The organism is Georgenia soli, assembly GCF_002563695.1.
GTDB lineage: Bacteria > Actinomycetota > Actinomycetes > Actinomycetales > Actinomycetaceae > Georgenia > Georgenia soli.
Map to the genome: position 1 here is coordinate 2,868,315 of NZ_PDJI01000004.1, position 17,712 is coordinate 2,886,026.

Annotated in this window: 19 protein-coding genes and 3 tRNA genes; 14 read left to right on the plus strand and 8 right to left on the minus strand. The window is 74.0% G+C overall.

The annotated features are described in order from the left end of the window. Positions 1-197: 197 nt before the first annotated feature. The gene (locus ATJ97_RS14250; RefSeq protein WP_143427036.1) at positions 198-887 is read right to left on the minus strand and encodes a hypothetical protein; all 690 of its coding nucleotides are present in this window, start codon (positions 885-887) and stop codon (positions 198-200) included. A 577-nt stretch (positions 888-1,464) separates the two neighbouring features. Here ATJ97_RS14250 and htpX point away from each other — a divergent pair. Next, a complete protein-coding gene (gene htpX, locus ATJ97_RS14255) occupies positions 1,465-2,331 on the plus strand; it encodes a zinc metalloprotease HtpX (protein ID WP_098484305.1) in 867 nt (288 codons plus the stop codon). Positions 2,332-2,829: 498 nt separating this feature from the next. Further along, positions 2,830-3,756: a DUF559 domain-containing protein gene (locus ATJ97_RS14260; RefSeq protein WP_170037481.1), complete on the plus strand. Its 927-nt coding sequence runs from the start codon at positions 2,830-2,832 to the stop codon at positions 3,754-3,756. 229 nt (positions 3,757-3,985) lie between these two features. Here ATJ97_RS14260 and ATJ97_RS14265 read toward each other — a convergent pair whose 3' ends face one another. Continuing rightward, positions 3,986-4,483 carry a YajQ family cyclic di-GMP-binding protein gene (locus ATJ97_RS14265; protein ID WP_098484307.1) on the minus strand — a complete coding sequence of 166 codons (498 nt, stop codon included), beginning with the start codon at positions 4,481-4,483 and terminating at the stop codon, positions 3,986-3,988. Between the two features lie 146 nt (positions 4,484-4,629). Between ATJ97_RS14265 and ATJ97_RS14270 the strand changes: the two genes are divergently transcribed. The 7 genes from ATJ97_RS14270 (at position 4,630) to ATJ97_RS14300 (ending at position 7,517) form a co-directional block, all read left to right on the plus strand. Beyond that, positions 4,630-4,711, plus strand: a tRNA-Tyr gene (locus tag ATJ97_RS14270). Positions 4,712-4,890: 179 nt separating this feature from the next. Beyond that, positions 4,891-4,963: transfer RNA gene (locus ATJ97_RS14275), tRNA-Thr, on the plus strand. Between the two features lie 50 nt (positions 4,964-5,013). Then, positions 5,014-5,087 (plus strand) — tRNA-Met (locus tag ATJ97_RS14280). 67 nt (positions 5,088-5,154) lie between these two features. Beyond that, entirely contained in the window at positions 5,155-5,325 is a 171-nt protein-coding gene (gene rpmG, locus ATJ97_RS14285) for a 50S ribosomal protein L33 (RefSeq protein WP_098484308.1), read from the plus strand. A gap of 32 nt (positions 5,326-5,357) precedes the next feature. Beyond that, the gene (locus ATJ97_RS14290) at positions 5,358-5,831 is read left to right on the plus strand and encodes an FAS1-like dehydratase domain-containing protein (protein WP_098484309.1); all 474 of its coding nucleotides are present in this window, start codon (positions 5,358-5,360) and stop codon (positions 5,829-5,831) included. Next, positions 5,828-6,283 carry a MaoC family dehydratase gene (locus ATJ97_RS14295; RefSeq protein WP_245862550.1) on the plus strand — a complete coding sequence of 152 codons (456 nt, stop codon included), beginning with the start codon at positions 5,828-5,830 and terminating at the stop codon, positions 6,281-6,283. Before ATJ97_RS14290 ends, ATJ97_RS14295 begins: the two co-directional genes overlap by 4 nt. 61 nt (positions 6,284-6,344) lie before the next feature. Continuing rightward, on the plus strand, positions 6,345-7,517 hold the full coding sequence (locus tag ATJ97_RS14300; protein ID WP_211287242.1) for a UDP-N-acetylmuramate dehydrogenase: 1,173 nt from the start codon (positions 6,345-6,347) through the stop codon (positions 7,515-7,517). A gap of 96 nt (positions 7,518-7,613) precedes the next feature. Here the strand turns inward: ATJ97_RS14300 and ATJ97_RS14305 are convergent, their stop codons facing one another. The 5 genes from ATJ97_RS14305 to ATJ97_RS14325 form a co-directional block, all read right to left on the minus strand. Further along, complete coding sequence (locus ATJ97_RS14305; RefSeq protein WP_098484310.1) at positions 7,614-7,988, minus strand: GntR family transcriptional regulator; 375 nt, start codon at positions 7,986-7,988, stop codon at positions 7,614-7,616. After that, complete coding sequence (locus tag ATJ97_RS14310; RefSeq protein ID WP_098484311.1) at positions 7,985-8,902, minus strand: hypothetical protein; 918 nt, start codon at positions 8,900-8,902, stop codon at positions 7,985-7,987. The genes ATJ97_RS14305 and ATJ97_RS14310 overlap by 4 nt, the downstream gene beginning before the upstream one ends. Positions 8,903-9,095: 193 nt before the next feature. Beyond that, complete coding sequence (locus tag ATJ97_RS14315; protein WP_245862553.1) at positions 9,096-9,866, minus strand: esterase/lipase family protein; 771 nt, start codon at positions 9,864-9,866, stop codon at positions 9,096-9,098. Beyond that, a complete protein-coding gene (locus tag ATJ97_RS14320) occupies positions 9,863-10,708 on the minus strand; it encodes an alpha/beta fold hydrolase (RefSeq protein ID WP_098484312.1) in 846 nt (281 codons plus the stop codon). The genes ATJ97_RS14315 and ATJ97_RS14320 overlap by 4 nt, the downstream gene beginning before the upstream one ends. Then, complete coding sequence (locus ATJ97_RS14325) at positions 10,705-11,736, minus strand: adenosine deaminase (protein ID WP_098484313.1); 1,032 nt, start codon at positions 11,734-11,736, stop codon at positions 10,705-10,707. Before ATJ97_RS14325 ends, ATJ97_RS14320 begins: the two co-directional genes overlap by 4 nt. Before the next feature lie 79 nt (positions 11,737-11,815). Between ATJ97_RS14325 and ATJ97_RS14330 the strand changes: the two genes are divergently transcribed. The 4 genes from ATJ97_RS14330 (at position 11,816) to ATJ97_RS14345 (ending at position 15,174) form a co-directional block, all read left to right on the plus strand. Beyond that, a complete protein-coding gene (locus tag ATJ97_RS14330) occupies positions 11,816-13,090 on the plus strand; it encodes a phosphotransferase (protein ID WP_098484314.1) in 1,275 nt (424 codons plus the stop codon). A 184-nt stretch (positions 13,091-13,274) separates the two neighbouring features. Beyond that, positions 13,275-13,787: a RodZ family helix-turn-helix domain-containing protein gene (locus tag ATJ97_RS19540; RefSeq protein WP_143427037.1), complete on the plus strand. Its 513-nt coding sequence runs from the start codon at positions 13,275-13,277 to the stop codon at positions 13,785-13,787. A 116-nt stretch (positions 13,788-13,903) separates the two neighbouring features. Next, positions 13,904-14,323, plus strand: coding sequence for a hypothetical protein (locus ATJ97_RS19865; protein ID WP_170037483.1), 420 nt, complete (start codon positions 13,904-13,906; stop codon positions 14,321-14,323). Beyond that, positions 14,323-15,174, plus strand: a complete 852-nt coding sequence (locus ATJ97_RS14345) for a ketopantoate reductase family protein (RefSeq protein WP_098484316.1) — start codon at positions 14,323-14,325, stop codon at positions 15,172-15,174. Before ATJ97_RS19865 ends, ATJ97_RS14345 begins: the two co-directional genes overlap by 1 nt. Positions 15,175-15,290: 116 nt before the next feature. On the opposite strand, the gene ATJ97_RS14350 is transcribed toward ATJ97_RS14345, so the two are convergent. Beyond that, positions 15,291-15,962 (minus strand): response regulator transcription factor, encoded by a 672-nt coding sequence (locus tag ATJ97_RS14350; protein ID WP_098484317.1) that lies wholly within the window; start codon positions 15,960-15,962, stop codon positions 15,291-15,293. 276 nt (positions 15,963-16,238) lie between these two features. Here ATJ97_RS14350 and ATJ97_RS14355 point away from each other — a divergent pair, with 276 nt between their 5' ends. Next, positions 16,239-17,663 (plus strand): alanine/glycine:cation symporter family protein, encoded by a 1,425-nt coding sequence (locus ATJ97_RS14355; RefSeq protein ID WP_211287243.1) that lies wholly within the window; start codon positions 16,239-16,241, stop codon positions 17,661-17,663. The last annotated feature ends 49 nt before the right edge of the window (positions 17,664-17,712 follow it).

Below are 17,712 nucleotides of genomic sequence, written 5' to 3' on the forward strand. Positions count from 1 at the left end.
GTGCTGAGCCGCCCTGCGGTCAGGGCGGACACCGCGCGGGCATCGTGCCCCATCCACGGAGACAGGTCTCTGGACGACGCCGGACGGAAGCTTCCGTCCGGCGTCGTGCTGTTCCGTGCGGGCCGGCCTGCCTGGTGCTGTCCGTGCGGGCCGGCCGGCGTGGTGCTGCTCGGTGCGGGCGGTCTGCGTCGGGCTGTTCAGCGCGGACCCGCCTGCGTCGTGGCCCGCAGCCGACGTGCTCGTCTCCGCCTCACCCACGCGACGAGACGCGCCACGCCCGTCCCGATCTGGGCCAGGAGCGTGCCGGCGAACATCACGACGCCGAGTGCCGGCCCACCCAGCATGACGATGAACGCCGCCTGCAGGAACGGCACGTCCCGGCTCCGGTCCACCGGCTCGGCAACCCGGACGGTCTCGGCACCGGTCGGCGTCCAGCCCGCGCTGGCGGGGGAGGGTGCGGCGTCGCAGCGGAGGGTGACGGTGCCGTCGCCGGTGGGGAAGCGGAACGCCGAGGAGTAGTCGTCGTGGTCGTAGCCGAGCGCGGGGCGCATGGGCAGGTTGGCGCCGCTGCGGTCGGTGCCCGTGCAGACGATGTCGTCCACGTGCTCCTCGGGCACCCAGATCCAGCGCTCCGACGACCGGGGGAACGACAGCGCGGTGTCCTCCTGCAGGGGCACCTCGTGGTCCCACGCGCCGAGGCGGTCGATGGCGACGCCGGCGATGAAGAACCCGCCGATGCCGAGGCCGAAGATGAGCCAGGCGGCCGACCCGTAGTACCGGCGGAACCGCCGCCGCGGGGTCCGCCGACGGGGAGCGTGCGCGCTCGGGCCGGGCGAGGCGTGCGCCTCAGCCGCGCCGTACGAGGACACGGCCTGCGGTGACGGCACGGCAGCGGCCGGAGCAGGCGCCACGGCCGCCGCTGAGGGCGCTGCAGGCACCACGGCCGCCACTGAGGGCGCTGCCGGCGTCCCGGGCGCGGCGGCGGCTGCGGGCCTGGCTGGGGCCCTGGATGCCGACAGCTCGGCAGCACCAGCCGGCGTGGACCCAGCAGGGCGTGGGGAGAGCTTGCCTGGCAGGACGACCTTCACGTCGTTCCGGGTCACCGAGGGGTGGGCCTGACCGGCGACCGGTGCCCCGGCCCGACCCGCGGACCGTGCCCCGTCGACAGTAGGGAGCGACCCCGCCGGAGGGGGAGAGCCGGCCGTGGAGGCGGCGCCGTCGGGAAGGGGCGGCATGCCGGTCGCGGGAGGTGCGACGTCGTCACGGGGACGCGTGCTCGGCGGCCCCTGGGCCAGCAGCTCGCGGTACGGGTTCGCACGACCGGCGTCGTGGGAGCCCCCCGTCCGGTACGCGCGCATGGCGCCAAGAGTAGGGAACGTACCGGGGGTGAGACGCGTTGTACCAGATGGCAGGCCTGCGTGTGATCCGTGGCAGGTGAGCCGGTCATGAGGAGGAACGCCACAGATGAACCGCCGCTTCAACAACGGCCTGAAGACCACCCTGCTGTTCGCCGCGATGTGGGTGCTCCTGCTGGCCGTCGGTGGTCTGATCGCGAACGGCACGGGCAGCTCGTCGTTCATCTGGATCTTCGCCGGGATCGGGCTGATCTCGACGTTCTACAGCTACTGGAACTCCGACAAGCTGGCGATCCGCGCGATGGCGGCGCGTCCGGTGAGCGAGGCCGAGGCGCCGGGCCTGTACGCCATGGTGCGAGAGCTCGCCACGGCCGCACGGCAGCCGATGCCCCGGCTGTACATCGCGCCGACGGCGCAGCCCAACGCCTTCGCCACGGGGCGCAACCCCCGGAACGCCGCGGTGTGCTGCACGGAGGGGATCCTCCGGCTGCTCGAGCCGCGCGAGCTGCGGGCGGTGCTGGGGCACGAGCTCATGCACGTGTACAACCGCGACATCCTGACGTCCTCCGTGGCGGCGGCCGTCGCCGGCCTGATCACGGCTGTCGCGCAGTTCCTGCTGTTCTTCGGCGGCGGCGACCGCCAGCGGGCCAACCCGATCGCCGTGATCGCGACCGCACTGCTCGCACCGCTGGCGGCCACCATGATCCAGCTGTCGATCTCGCGGACCCGCGAGTTCGACGCCGACGAGGACGGCGCCCAGCTCACGGGCGACCCGCTGGCGCTCGCCTCCGCCCTGCGCAAGATCGAGTCCGGCGCCGCGGCACGGCCGCTCCAGCCGACCCAGCGCATGGAGAACGTCAGCCACATGATGATCGCCAACCCGTTCCGGGGCGGCGGGGGCGTGACGAAGCTGTTCTCCACGCACCCGCCGATGAACGAGCGCATCGCCCGGCTGGAGCGGATGGCGGGCTACTGACGGTCCGCAGCCCCCTGCCGGAGGGCATGGCGCCGGTATCGCACTTTCTTCGTGCCGCGACGCTGCCGATGTTCTGCACCGCCGACGAGTGGCGGTTTCGCAGGTTCGTGCGCAACGTCCCGAGGGCTGACGAACTGGCCGTTTTGGTTCAGATCGGTCCTTCCGTGAACCAAAATGGCCATCTCATGACACCTGGCACCGGCACGGCGGCGGGACGCAGGTAGGCGCGCCGCACGCGTACTGCGATGTCGCTACCGCCCGAACGGTTGACGAGCTGGACGTTTTGGTTCGGATCGGTCCTTCTGCGAACCAAAATGGCCAACTCGTTGGTCTTCTGGTGGCAGCGGCAGCGGCACCGGCACCGGCCCCGGCACCGGCACCGCCGACTCACGCCCGGGCGCGGAGCGGTGACTGCCCGCGGTGCACGTCCGTGCCAGGCGCGACGGTGCTGTGGATAGAGCCAGAGCGGACGTGGCCCGAGGAACCATGCTGCCGTCCATGGAGAACCGGGCCCTTGCCGAAGCCGACGAACGGCTGAGGCGGACGGCGGTGCTGGGCGTCTTCACGCTCCAGATGGCGTCGTCCGCGGGGTTGGCCCGCGGAGTGGTGCGTGGCCGGATTCGGGCCGGAGCTTGGGTGCACGTCGTCGGCGCGGCATTTACCGCCGCGGATCGTGCCCCTGGCGTCATCGATCCCGTCCGGCTCAGGGCAGTGGGCGCCGCGCTGACGTGGCCCGATGCCGTGCTGTGCCTGCGTACCGCTGCGATTCTGCACGGGATGCCGGTGCGCGACGACGGGCTGGCTCACGTTCTCGTGCCGGAGAAGCGACGGAAGAGCCGTGGCCTCGCGCCTCACTATCTGACGGTCGACCGTCGTGAGGTCCGCCGGTTCCTCTCGTTCCGGATCACGAGTCCGCGGCGCACGGCGATCGACTGCTGCGCGCTGCTGCCGTACCAGGAGGCGGAGAGACTCATGGCGTGGGTGCGCACCAGGGACATACTCACGCTTCCTGAGCTGGTCGCCGCGACTGAGGAACGTCGTGGAAAGCCCGGTGTGGTGCAGCTGCAGCGCCTGCTCGCCGACACCCGCTCGGGAGCTCTGAGCGAGGCGGAACGCCGGTTGCACAAGATCTTGGGGGAAGCCGGCATCGGTGACTGGGAGGCCGATCAACCCATCGTCGTGAACGGGCGGCTGCTCGCACGTGCCGACGTACTCTTCCGAGCCGCGCGGCTGATCGTCGAGGTAGACGGCCGGGCGGCGCACCAGGATTTCGACGCCGACCGGGAGAGGCTGAACGCCCTCACCCTGGCCGGTTACACCGTGCTGCGGTTCAGCTGGCGGCAGCTCGTGGACCGTCCCTGGTACGTGCGCGAGCAGATCGAGGCTGCGCTCAGGCGAGCCGGGGTGGGATCCGCACGAGGTTGAGGTTTTGGTTCGAAACGGTCAACTTTCGAACCAGAACGGCCATCTCTTCGGTCCCACCGGTGACCCCACCACCGGAAGCCGCGTAGCCGCACCGCCGGAAGCCGCGTAGCCGCACCGCCGGAAGCTGGTGCCGCGCGGCCGGAAGCCGGTGTCCGCGCGGCACGTAGCCCCAGCCTGGGCTCGCCAGGGCGATCGCCAAGGCGCCCAGGAGGCTCAGCGGTAGTTGGGCTCAGCGGTAGTTCACGAACTGCAGCGCCGCGTCGATGTCGTCGGCGCCCTTGAGCAGCGTGATGACCTGCTGCAGGTCGTCACGGCTCTTCGAGCTCACCCGGACCTCGTCACCGGTGATCTGCGCCTTGACGCCCTTCGGGCCCTCGTCGCGGATCAGCTTGGTGATCTTCTTCGCGTTCTCCTGGCTGAGCCCCTCCTTCAGGGAGCCGACGAGCCGGTACTCCTTGCCGGAGGCCCTCGGCTCGCCGTCGCCGAGGTCCAGGGCCTTGAGGGAGACGCCGCGCCGGATGAGCTTGGTCTGGAGCACGTCGAGCACCGCCTTGACCCGCTCCTCGGAGTTGGCGGTCATCGTCACGGCGTCGCCGGACAGGCTGACCGAGGCGCCGACGTTCTTGAAGTCGTAGCGCTGGGCGATCTCCTTGGCGGCCTGGTTGACGGCGTTGTCCACCTCCTGACGGTCCACCTTGCTGACGATGTCGAAGGACGAGTCGGCCATGTCCGGGCTCCTGCGGTGTGAGTGCGTGACGGTCTGGATGTCCGAGACTGCCAGAAGCGACGGGCTGTGACGTTCGTCGCCCGGCGCGGGTTATCGGGCACCCCGGGGTTCTTGCTATCGTTCCATCTGCACCTTCCGAGGTGCGAGGCGAGTTGCCCGAGCGGCCAAAGGGAGCTGACTGTAAATCAGCCGCGGAATGCTTCGCAGGTTCGAATCCTGCACTCGCCACGGACCGGCCCACCGACGGATGACCGTCGTTGGGCCGCTGTCATGTCCGACGGGGACCCGCCGCAGCACCGCGGCGGCGGGTTTCCGGAGGGGCGTGGCGGGTGTGAGAGGACTCACCCCCGTAGGCCCCGCCCCGGATTTCACACCGGGGCACTCGGGCAGGTAGGCTCGTCCGCGCTGCCCCGATAGCTCAGTCGGCAGAGCGTCTCCATGGTAAGGAGAAGGTCAAGGGTTCGATTCCCTTTCGGGGCTCTGGTCTGGAGGACCGCCGTATGATTGACGACGGCGGTGCGTCAGGACGCGGCGGGGTAGCTCAGTTGGTGAGAGCGCACGACTCATAATCGTGAGGTCGCGGGTTCGAGCCCCGCCCCCGCTACAGAGACCAGTGAATGACGAAGCAGCCGTATGGCCGCTCGCAACCGAGCCGAACGTGAGGAAAAGCCGTGGCCAGCAAGTCTTCTGACGTCCGCCCCAAGATCACCCTCGCCTGCGAGGTGTGCAAGGAGCGCAACTACATCACCAAGAAGAACCGTCGGAACAACCCCGACCGGCTCGAGCTGGCGAAGTACTGCCCGCGCTGCAACGCGAAGACCGCGCACCGCGAGACCCGCTGACCGACGCGGTCGCGCCCCTCTAGTCTGGGGCGATGACCGAGTCCAGCACCCGCCCCACCGGCGTCGACAAGACGCTCGTGGGGCGTTCCTATGCCCCCACGGAGACGTACGACGTCTCCCGCGTCAAGATCGCGGAGATGGCCGCGGCCACCGGCGCCACGCACCCGGCCCACACCGACCCCGACGCCGCCTGGGCCCTCGGGTACTCCGACGTCGTGGCCCCGCCCACCTTCGCCGTCGTCCTGGCGCAGCGGGCCGAGCAGGCCTACGTCGCGGCCCCGGAGTCGGGCATCGACTTCTCGCGGGTGGTGCACGCCGAGGAGCGCTTCGTCCATCACCGGCCCATCGTGGCGGGGGACCGGCTGCGCACCACGGTGCACGTGGACAAGATCCTGGAGCGCGGCGGCATCACGCTGGTGACCACGCGCGCCGAGATCGCCGACGAGGCCGACGCGCCGGTCGCGACCGTGACGTCCGTCCTGGCCGTGAGGGGGGCCGAGAAGTGAACGAGCAGAACGAGACCCTGGCCCGCGGCGCCCGGCCGCTGCTGACCGAGCTGGAGGCCGGCGCGGAGCTCTTCCGCCGCACCTACGCCGTCGACCGCGACCGCCTGGTGCGCTACGCCGGCGCGAGCGGGGACTTCAACCCGATCCACTACAACGACCGCTTCGCCCACGAGGTCGGCCTGCCCGGGGTCATCGCCCACGGCATGCTCACCATGGGGCTGGCCGGCTCCGCCGTCGCCGACTGGGCCGGCGACCCCGGAGCCGTGGTCGAGTACGGCGTCCGCTTCACCCGTCCCGTCGAGGTGCCGGACCCCGGGACGGCCGAGGTCGAGGTGGCCGGCAAGGTGGGCGCCGTCGACCTGGGGGAGGGGTCCGTGCGGGTCGACCTCACCGTGACGTCCGGAGGCGTGACCGTCCTCGCCAAGGCGCAGGCGGTCGTCCGGCTGGGCTGAGCGGCCTGCCTCACGCCGGCCGGGTCCTGCCCGGCCCGGCGGGGCGACGTAGCCTGGGACGGTGACCCAGAACTCCGGACACCTCGCCCCCGCGCCCGCCACGGTCGGTGATGCACCCGCCAGGCTGGCCGACCTCACCACGCTGCGCGTGGGCGGGCCGGTGCGCGAGCTGGTCGACGCCGCGACGGAGGCCGAGCTCGTCGACGCGGTGCGTGCCGCGGACGACGCCGGAGCTCCCGTCCTCGTCCTCGGCGGCGGGTCGAACCTCCTCGTCTCGGACGAGGGCTTCGACGGCGTCGTCGTCCGGGACGCCCGGCGCGGGATCGACGGCGTCGCCGACTCCTCGTGCGCCGGGGCGAACCTCGTCGTCCCCGCGGGCCAGCCCTGGGACGAGGTCGTGGCCACGGCCGTCGCCGAGGGCTGGATGGGCGTCGAAGCCCTCTCCGGCATCCCCGGCTCCACGGGGGCGACGCCGGTGCAGAACGTCGGCGCGTACGGCCAGGAGGTCGCCGAGACGCTCTCCTCGGTGCGCGTCTACGACCGCCTCGAGCACCGCACCCGCATGCTGGCGGTGGGCGAGCTGGGCCTCGGCTACCGCACGAGCATCCTCAAGCGGTCCCTGACCGACCCCGACGCCGGGGGTGGTCGGGTCTGGGGTCCGACGGGGCGCTACGTCGTCCTCGAGGTCTCCTTCCAGCTGCGCCTGGCCTCCCTCTCCGCCCCGGTCCGGTACGCCGAGCTGGCGCGCCGGCTCGACGTCGCCGTCGGGGACAGGGTGCCCGCCGCCCGGGTCCGGGAGGCCGTGCTGGAGCTGCGCCGCGGCAAGGGCATGGTGCTCGACGACGCCGACCCCGACACCTGGTCCGCCGGCTCGTTCTTCACCAACCCGGTGCTCACCACCGAGGAGGCCGACGCCCGCCTGCCGGAGGACGCCCCCCGCTTCCCGGTCTCCGACCACACCCGGATCGCCCAGATCGGCGCGGCCGCACCCGTGGTCGAGGGCCTGGTCAAGACGTCGGCGGCGTGGCTCATCACCCGCGCCGGGTTCGACAAGGGCTTCGGCGCCCCCGGCCCGGCCACGTTGTCGACCAAGCACACCCTCGCCGTCACGAACCGGGGCTCGGCCACGGCCGCCGACGTCCTCGCCCTCGCGCGCACCGTCCGCGACGGTGTGCAGGAGGCCTTCGGCGTCACGCTCGTGCCCGAGCCGGTGCTGGTGGGCGTCACCCTCTGACGGGGCCCTCCGGGCGCCGGGTCAGCGGGCGCCGGCTCAGCGGTGCCGGGCCGGCGGACGCCGGCTCAGCCGGACGGCGGGTCAGCGGGCGCCAGGTCAGCGCCCGGTCATGAGCGCGCCGCGGACGAGGTCGAGGATGTCCGGGTCCGCCAGCCCAGCGGCGCGGGCATGGCCGACGAAGACGTGCGCGGCCGCCCGGACGTCCGCCACCGCGACCGACGGCTCCGCCGCCGGTGCCACGACCGTGCCGGTGCGCCGCCGCGACACCACCACCCCCGCGGCCTCGAGCTCCCGGTAGGCCCGCTGGACCGTGCCGACGGCGACGCCCAGGTCGGCGGCGAGGTCCCGCACCGTGGGGAGGCGGTCCCCGGCGACGAGCGTGCCCGCCGCCACGAGGGCGGACACCTGGGCACGGATCTGCTCGTACGGCGGGACCCCCGCCGAGAGATCGACCGAGATCCGGCCGCTCACGGCCGCACCGGGCCGACGGCGACGGTCTCGCGCCCGGGCCGTGGGTCTCCCGGGGTGAACGCCTGCGCGGCAGCCACGAGCGACCCGACCCCGACCGGCGCAGCCACCGCCACGGCCAGCCAGGCGGCCAGCGACCAGCCGGCGTTGCCGAGCGCGGCCGCGGCGACGAGGATCGCGGCGGCCGCCTCGCCGCCCACGAAGAGCTGCACCCCGCCGAGGACCCGGCGGGCGCTCGTGCGGCGGAGCCGGAGGTCGTCCTCCCGCAGCGTCCCCGTCACCGCCGGCCGGCGGGCGACGAGGTGCAGGACCCACGCCGTCCCGCCGAGGACGAGGACGAGAGCGAGCAGCAGCGGCACCGCGTACGGCGTACCCGGGTAGGGCCCCGAGGCGCCGCCTCCGATACCGGCCGCCGCGTCCTCCGGCGTGATCAGCACCGGTACCGCGCGGCCGGACTCGTCCGCGGTCGAGATGAAGAGGGCCAGGGCGACGGCGAGCACCGCCGACGTCGCGAGCAGCAGGCCGAGGCGTGCACCCGTGAGGTCGCGCACCGTCCGCCGCCGCAGCGCCGCGCTGCGCACCGTCCCCGCGGGCCGCGGCCAGGTGCTCTCGCCGACGGCGTGCACCGCCAGATGGACGAGTGCGCCGCACGCCGGACCGAGCGCGGCGACCAGCCCGGGCGCGCCCGGGACGAGCCGCGCGCCGTTCCCGGCGCCGAGAACGGCCACGACGGCGACCGCGATCCCGCCCGCCAGGCCGAGCGCAGCCGTGGCGTTCTCGTGCCTGCGGGCGGCGGCGAGGGTGGCGCTCGGGGTGTTCTCCGGCCGGCTCCCGTGCCCCAGGCGGGCGACCCAGGTGGCGAGCACCGCCCCGAGCGCGACCGGCACGAGCACGAGGAGCAGCAGCGAGACGGCCATGGGGCTTCCACCTTCAATGAATCAATGCATTGACACAATGGAGCGAGTGTGGCGCGCCCGGCGCCGGCCGTCAAGGGGTGTGGCGCGCACGGCGCCGGCCGTCAAGGGGTGTGGCGCGTCCGGCGCCAGGCGTCGAAGGGTGTGGGCGTGTGGGCCTCGACGCCGAGGGGTGTGGCGGGCAGGACCCTCAGCGTCAGGGTTCGGCCGGTGACTCCCACTCTGCGCCGAGCTCCCGGACGGCCGACCGCACCGCCGCGAGGAGGTCCGCGTCACCGAGGACCCGGAAGTGCCCGGCGCCCGCCAGCCGTACGTTCCGCCGGGCGCCCGCCAGCTCGCCCGTGCCGGGGATGTGCGGGTCCCACGACGGCGCGACCGCCACGATTCGCGCGTTGACCGCCCGCTCCCGGGCGAGGGCGAGGACCTGACGGTCGCGGGGCGAGAAGTGCCGCACGGCCGAGCCGGGCGGGAACAGCCGTGCGTAGGGGGAGCCGGCCCAGGGGGTGGCGACGGCGACCATGCCGGCCACCCGTGCGCCGTCGTCGGCGAGCATGAGGGTCTTCCCGATGAGCCCGCCCTTGGAGTGGGCGACCAGCACCACGCCGGTGAGGTCGTGCTCGTCGAGGTACTCGGCGGCACGCGCAGCCGCGTCGGTGACGGGCCTGCGGTTGATGCCCAGCGTGCTCAGGACGTGGACGGGGTGCCCGGCGGTGGCGAGGTGGGCGGCCAGGGGCTCGAGGAAGCGCCACGTCTCGTAGACACCAGGCAGGAGGAGCGCCGGGACGTGGGCGGCGGCCCGGTCGGGGCGGTCCGTGCCCCCGGGGGACGAGTCTCGCGCGGAGGAGGGCGGGGACAGGTACCGGGCGGGGTCCGTGCGCCGGCCCAGCAGCGCCCGCGCCTCGTGCCGCAGCGCGTAGGCGTAGTCGGCGGCGCGCACCCGGGGGCGCAGCCAGGCGAGCGGCCTCACCGTCCGGCGCCCCGGGCGCGGTCCAGGACGTCGAGGGCCGCGCGGGCCACGACCTCCGCGTCCTCGACGACGACGTTGTGGGCGGCTCCGGGCACCGTCCGGCTGCCCGCCGCAGCAGCGCCGAGCAGGCCCTGAAGCTGCTCCAGCCACCGCGGCGGCGCGATGACGTCGTACTCGCCCCGGACCAGCGCGACCGGTGCGAGTGGCCCCGTCAGGCGGCGCTCGAGCGGGTAGCGCATCATCGCGGGCAGCACCTCGGTCAGCCACGGCACGCCCGAGGCGGCGTACCCGCGCAGCGCGACGGCCACCGTGCGCCCCGACTCGTGCACGCTGGACCGGGCGAACCGGGCCGCCTGGGCGGTGAACCGGCGGGCGGCGGCGTCCACGACCGGTCCGACCAGCACGGCACCGGCCACGAGGTCGGGCCGGCCGGCGCGGAGCTCCGCCGCCACCTGGGCGCCCATCGAGTGGCCCACCACCACGGCCTCGCGCACGCCCTCGCCGTCGAGGAGGTCCGCGACGACGCCGGCCAGGTCGGCGATCCCGGGCCTGCTGGACCGCGGGCGGGGGAGTCCGCCGTGGCCGGGCAGGTCGAGGAGGTAGACGGGTCCCGCGACGGCGAGCGCCCGGGCGAGCGGCGCGAACTCCCGCGCGGACAGGCCGGCCCCGTGCAGCAGGACGAAGGCGGTGGGACGGCCGCCGTCGGGCCTCTCGGCGGAGAGGCGGTGGACGCGCACCCAGGTGCCGCGCACCCGCACGACGGAGCTGCGCAGCCGGTCGGCCGGGGCCAGCGCCGACGCCCCCGGCGGGCGCACCTCGAGCGGGCCCGGGCGCAGCCTCATCCGACCAGGGCCGGGGCGGCCAGCCAGGCGTCGACGTCGGCCAGCATGGCCCGCTTGGAGGAGTCCGAGGCGAGGGAGACCTCGATCGAGCTGCGGGCCAGCGCGGCGAGGGCGGCGTCGTCGAGGCCGTGGTCCTCCCGGGCGATGCGGTACTGGTCGTTCAGGCGCGAGAGGAACAGCAGCGGGTCGTCCGCGCCGAGCGCCACACGCGCCCCCGCCTCGACCAGGGTGCGCAGCGGGACGTCGGCGGCGTCGTGGTAGACGCCGAGGGAGACGTTGGAGGAGGGGCAGACCTCCAGGGCGATGCCGGCGTCGACGAGGCGGGCGAGCAGGTCGGGGTCCTCGGCGGAGCGGACGCCGTGCCCCAGCCGGGCCGGCTTGAGGTGGGCGACGACGTCACGCACGTGCTCGGGCCCGAGGAGCTCGCCGCCGTGCGGCACGCCCGCCAGCCCGGCGCGCCGGGCGATCCGGAACGCCGGCGCGAACTCGGAGGTCTGACCCCGCCGCTCGTCGTTGCTCAGCCCGAAGCCGATGACCTCCCCCGGGGCGTCCCCGGCGTGCTTGGCCGCCAGGCGGGCCAGGGTGCGGGCGTCGAGCGGGTGGCGCGTGCGGGACGCGGCGACGATGACGCCCACCTCCACGCCGGTCGCCGACGACGCCTCCCGGGCCTCGTCCAGGACGATCTCCAGGGCGGGGGTGATGCCGCCGACGAACGGTGCGTACGACGTCGGGTCCACCTGGATCTCCAGGCGCCGCGACCCCTCGGCGGCGTCGTCCTCGGCCGCCTCCCGCACGATCCGCCGCATGGCGGCCTCGGAGCGGACGACGGCGCGCGCGGCGTCGTAGGAGCGCTGGAACCGGAACCACCCGCGCTCGGAGGCGGGCACGCGCAGCGCCTGCGTGTCCGTGAGCGACTCCGGCAGCCGGATGCCCTGCTCGGCCGCGAGCTCCCGGAGCGTCGAGACCCGCATCGAGCCCGTGAAGTGCAGGTGCAGGTGTGCCTTGGGCAGAGTGGTCAGGTCGCGCACCTCCGTGAGTCTGCCACCGTGGCGTCCACGAGGCCGTGTCCGACCGGTACGGGACGCCGGAACGTGGTCAACTTGCCCCATGAGCGTCCCAGCTGCCGCCGAGCGAGAGCCGGCCGACGTCGCGCTGCTCACCGGTGCCGAGGCCGGCGACATGCTGGCCGGCGCGCTCGAGGCCGAGGGGGGCCGGCTGCTGAACTGGCAGGTGCACACCATCCACCACCGCCCCGGCGCGGGCGTCACGGTGGGGTACACCGCGACGGTCGAGCGCGCGGACACCGTCGGCGACGTCGTGCAGAGCGAGGAGTACCTGTGCGCCACCACGGCGCGCCTCTCGCGCGGCGCCGGCCCGGGGCTCGTCCGCCTCGTGCAGCCCGACGGCGGCCCCGTGGTGCACCTGTGGCGCCACCCGGCCGACCCGGAGCTGCCCGCGCTCGCCGTCGCCTGCGACGCCACCCTGCTCTCCCAGCGCCTCGGCACCGAGGTGGGAGTCGAGCTGCTGGCGTACCGGCCCACCCGCCGGGCGGTGCTGCGGGTGCGCCGCGCCGAGCGCGGGGGAGCGGCGGCGTACCTCAAGGTCGTGCGGCCCTCCGCCGCGGGCGCGTTCGTCGAACGCCACCGCACCCTCACCGCCGCCGGCGTCCCGGCCCCGGAGGTCCTCCAGGCCGACGAGGACGGGCTGGTGCTGCTCGCCGCCGGGCACGGCACCCCGCTGGCCAACCTCCTCTCGCGGGGGCTGGGAGAGCGCACCGACGCGGTGCTGGAGGCGCTCCTGAGCACCCTGGACCATCTGCCGTCCGCCGTGCTCGACCTGCCGCGACGGCCGGCCTGGTCGGAGCGGGCCGACCACTACGCGCACGCGGCGGCCACCGTGCTCCCCGAGCACGCGGCGCGAACCCGGGCGCTCGCGGACGGCATCAACCACCTCATGGCGAGCTCTGACCCCGGGCCGCTCGTGCCCACGCACGGCGACTTCTACGAGGCGAACATCCTCATGGACCCCCGCCCGGACGTCGTCGCGGTGACGGCCCTGCTGGACGTGGACGCCGTCGGCCCGGGCCACCGCGTCGACGACCTGGCCTGCCTCCTCGGCCACGTCTCCGTCCTGCCGCACCTGGCCCCGGAGACGTACCCGCACGTCCCGGAGGTGCTCGACGCCTGGACGCGCACGTGCTCGACCCTCGTGGACCCGGTGGCCCTCCACGCCCGCTGCGCGGGGGTGGTGCTCTCGCTCGTGGCCGGGGCCCGCCGCACCGACGGCGCCCACTGGCGTCCCGACGCGGAGGGGCGGCTCGCCTGCGCCGAGGCGTGGCTCGCCCACGGCCGCGAGCTCCTCGCGCGCCGCGGTCCGCGCTGATCGGACCTCGTCCGGCCGGTGGCCCTCGGGCTTCCGCGGCCCGCGCCCGGCCCTCCGGCCGCGGATGAGAGAGCTGTCATCTTCCCCTCCTCCTCGTCTCACCCCGGTCCGAAAGAGTTGCGGTCATCGACGGAGAGGGCCGAACCGCCTCTCCCGGAAGCGCAACAGCAGGAGGGGCATTCCGATGAACCGCAAGCTCTGGCTCACCACCGGCACCCTGAGCGTCCTCGCCGCCGCGAGCGGTGCGGGCGCCGCCTTCGCCGACACCGACGACGGCTGGGACGACTCCGGCGCCGAGGTCACGACGTCCGCGGACGACTCCGGCGCCGAGGTCACGACGTCCGCGGACGACTCCGCGAGCACCCCGGCGACAGCGACGCCCGCCGACACCCGGGCCACCGACCCGGCCTCCGTCAGCGCCGGCAGCGCGACCACCGCGACCACCGCGGTCTCTGCCGTGTCGGCCCAGAGCGCGGTCAGTCCGACGACGCCCGCGTCGGCGGCGAGCTCGGTGACGCCCGCGTCGGCGGCGAGCTCGGTGACGCCCGCGTCGGCGGCGAGCTCGGTGACGCCCGCGTCGGCGGCGAGCCCCGTCACGCCGGCGTCGGCGGCCAGCGCGGTGACGCCCGCCTCGTCGGCCAGCCCCGTGACCCCGGCGTCGCCCGCCTCCGCGCCGTCGGCGCCGTCGGGCGAGTGAGCAGGGACGCCGGCCGGAGACCCCGTCCGCGCGGCCGGCGTCCACCGTTCCCACGCCCGTCCACGAGCCGCTCGATAGGATCGTGGACCGGCGGACGAGCTTGGTGAGGAGCTGAGATGGTCGCCAACAGGACCTGGGCGGTGATCGGGGGCGCGCTGGGCGCCGTCGGGATCGCCGGCGCCCTGACCGCCACGGCGGGCGAGCCCCGTGACCCCGTGGACCTCGACGCCGTCGAGATCGCGTCGACGGCGGACGGCACCGTGCCCGCCGCCACGCCCGGTCCGGACCCCGCACCGTCGCCGAGCGGCCCCGCGGGGGCCGCCACGGATGACGGCCTCGACGACTCCGACGATCACGACGACCGCCGCGACGACGACGACCGCGACGACGACGACCGCGACGACTCGGACGATCACGACTCCGACGACGACGACCGCCGCGGCGGCGACGACCGCGACGACTTGGACGACGACGACTCGTCCGGCCCGACCGTGGTCTCGCCGCCGAGCCCGGTGACCGCGGACACCCCCGACTGATGCTCGCGATACTCGGACCTGGAGCGGTGGGCGGACTGCTCGGCGCAGCGCTCCACAGAGCGGGGGAGGACGTCGTGGTGGTCGCGCGGCCCGCGAGCGCCCGGCGGATCCTCGCCGAGGGCATCCAGGTGCGCTCGGAGCTGTTCGGGGAGTTCACGGCCATGGTGCCGGTGACCACCGCCCTGCCGGCGGGCTCCGCCGTCGTCCTGGCGGTCAAGGCCTACGGACTGCCCGACGTCCTGCCGCAGCTCGCGGCCGCGCGACCGAGCGAGGTCCTCGCCCTGCTCAACGGGCTGGGGCATGCCGAGGCGCTCGGGGAGATCCCGGGCGCCCGCTGCGGGTCCGTGCAGGTGGAGGCCGCGCGCGAGGACGGTGTCGTCATCCACCGCGGCAGGTTCCTCATCGTCAACGTGCCGGCCGACGCCGACGGCCGGATCGCCGCCGCCCTGCGGCGGTCCGGTGTCGACGTGCGTGTGCGGGGCACGGAGCAGGACGTGCTGTGGGCCAAGTACAGCTTCCTGGCGCCGACGGCGCTCCTCACCTCGTGGGCCGACCTGCCGCTCGGGGAGGCGCTCGCCCGCGACCCCGACGTCGCGCGCGGCGTGGTCGACGAGGTCGCGGCGGTGGCGACGGCGGACGGTCACCCCACCACCTCCGACGAGCTGGATGCCCTGCTCCGCCGGCTGCCGGCGACGATGATGTCCTCGCTGCAGCACGACGTCCGCGCCGGCGGCCCCACCGAGCTGGAGGCGATCGGCGGGCACCTGATCGTGCTGGGGGAGCGCCACGGCGTCCCAGTGCCGACCCTCGAGCGCGTGGTGGACGACCTCCGGAGCCGGCTCGCCGCGTGAGGCGGGCCCATACGAGGCGACCCGTCGAACGAGGCGGGTCCGGGCGAAAGCCGTCCCGGCCGCGTGAGGCGGGCCGGGCGTGAGACGACCCGGCCGTGTGCGGGCGGAAGGCGTCGTCAGCGGGTGACGTCGACCAGCCGGTAGCCCATGCCGCGGACCGTCTCCACGTGGGCCGCGCCGATCTTGCGGCGCAGGTAACGCACGTACACGTCGACCACGTTCGACCCCGGGTCGAAGTCGTAGCCCCACACGCGCGAGAGCAGCTGCTCGCGGGAGAGCACCTGGCCCGGGTGGGTCATGAAGGTCTCGAGCAGGCTGAACTCGCGCGCGGAGAGGTCCACCTCCTTACCCTCGACCGTTACGCGCCTGCTGCGCAGGTCCAGGGAGAGGTCGCCGTGGGCCAGCACCGTCGTCTCGACGGTCGACGGCTCGGTGCGCAGCCGCAGCCGGACCCGCGCGAGCAGCTCCTCGAAGCGGAACGGCTTGGCCATGTAGTCGTCGGCGCCGCCGTCGAGACCGGCGACCGTGTCGTCGACCGAGGACCTGGCGGTGAGGATGATGACGGGGACGGTCGAGCCCTGGCCGCGCATGCGCCGGAGCACCTCGAAGCCGTCCATGTCCGGCAGCCCGATGTCGAGGATGACCAGGTCGTAGCCGTCGGTGTGGGCGTGGGCGAGCGCGTCACGCCCGGTGGCCACCGCCGTCGGCAGGTGCCCCGCGGCCCGGAGCCCCTTGGTCACGAACGAGGAGATGCCCGCCTCGTCCTCGACGATCAGGATCTGCGCCATCTTCCCTCCGCGGTTCCGGTTCCGGACAGTCTGGCACCGTTCGTCCGTCGGGCCCGGGACATGGCGAGATCCGCCGCGCCGCCGCGGCAGTCCGACGCCGCCGCGCTCGAGGGGCCCTGCCGCTGAGGCCCTCCACGTCGCCTGTGACCGGAGCCGAGTGCGCCCGCCGGCACGCCAGGTTTCGGCCACCCGGGGCTGGATGGAGGAGACCGGAGGCACTAGGTTGCGTGCAATCCGGGTTCCGGACAGGCCGGGGCCGAGACCGAGGGGGACGGCATGGACAGCGAGCGGCTGGCGAAGATCCTGGGCGACATCGGCGGGGTGGTGTGGGGTCCGTTCATCCTCATCCCGCTCCTGCTGGGCGCCGGCCTGTACCTGACCATCCGGCTGGGCGGGCTGCAGTTCCGCAAGCTCGGCGCCGCGCTGCGCCTCGCCCTGGTCCAGCGCAAGGACGAGGGCGCCGACGGCGACATCTCGCACTACCAGGCCCTCACCACCGCCCTCGCCGCCACCGTCGGCGTCGGCAACATCGCCGGCGTGGCCACGGCCATCCACCTGGGTGGTCCGGGCGCCCTGTTCTGGATGTGGGTCACCGGCCTGCTCGGCATGGCGTCGAAGTACTCGGAGGCGTTCCTCGGGGTCCGGTTCCGCACGAAGGACGCCAAGGGCGACGTCTCCGGCGGACCGCAGTACTACCTCGCCCGGGCCATCCCCAACCGGTTCGGCCTGGTCCTGAGCCTCACCTTCGCCGTGTTCGCGGTGCTCGCCAGCTTCGGCATCGGCAACATGACCCAGTCCAACACCGTGGCCACCTCGGTGGAGGGGTCCTTCGGCGTCCCGGTGTGGCTCGTCGGCCTCCTGCTGGCCGTCGGCACGGGCGCGGTGCTCATCGGCGGCATCCGCTCGATCGGCAAGGTCACGGCCGGCTTCGTCCCGATGATGATCGTGCTCTACGTCCTCGCGTCGCTGGTGCTGCTGGTCATGAACGTCGCCGACATCCCGCAGGCGCTCGCGCTGATCTTCACCGACGCCTTCACCGGGACCGCGGCCGCCGGCGGGTTCCTCGGCTCGACGATGATCCTGGCGATCCAGTTCGGCGTCGCCCGCGGAATCTTCTCCAACGAGTCGGGCATGGGTTCCGCCGCCATCGCGGCGGCCGCCGCCCAGACCCGCCACCCCGTCCGCCAGGGCCTCGTGTCGATGACGCAGACGTTCATCGACACGCTCATCGTCGTGTCGATGACCGGCCTCGTCATCATCACCACCGGCGCCTGGCAGAGCGAGAAGGAGGGTGCCGGGATGACGGCCGAGGCGTTCAACGCCGGCCTCGGGCCGTGGGGCCACTACATCGTGACGATCTCCGTCATCTTCTTCGCGTTCTCCACCGTGCTGGGCTGGGCCTACTACGGCGAGCGCTGCATGGAGCGGCTCGTGGGCGTCAAGGGCGTCATGCCCTACCGCGTGCTGTTCACCATCGTGGTCTTCGTCGGGGCGACGACGGAGCTGACCGTCGTCTGGAACTTCTCCGACATCATGAACGGGCTGATGGCCCTGCCCAACCTCATCGGCCTGGTCATCTGCGCGGGGCTCATCGCGCGCGAGACGAAGGCGTACCTCGCGCACGACCCGCAGCTGCTCCAGGAGCCGTCGGTCTCCACGCTCGAGGGCACGGCCGCGCTGGAACGACTGGTCCGCCGCTAGCCAGGGCTCCGGCGGCAGCGGGCTCCCCGGCGGGCAGGCCCGCCCGCCG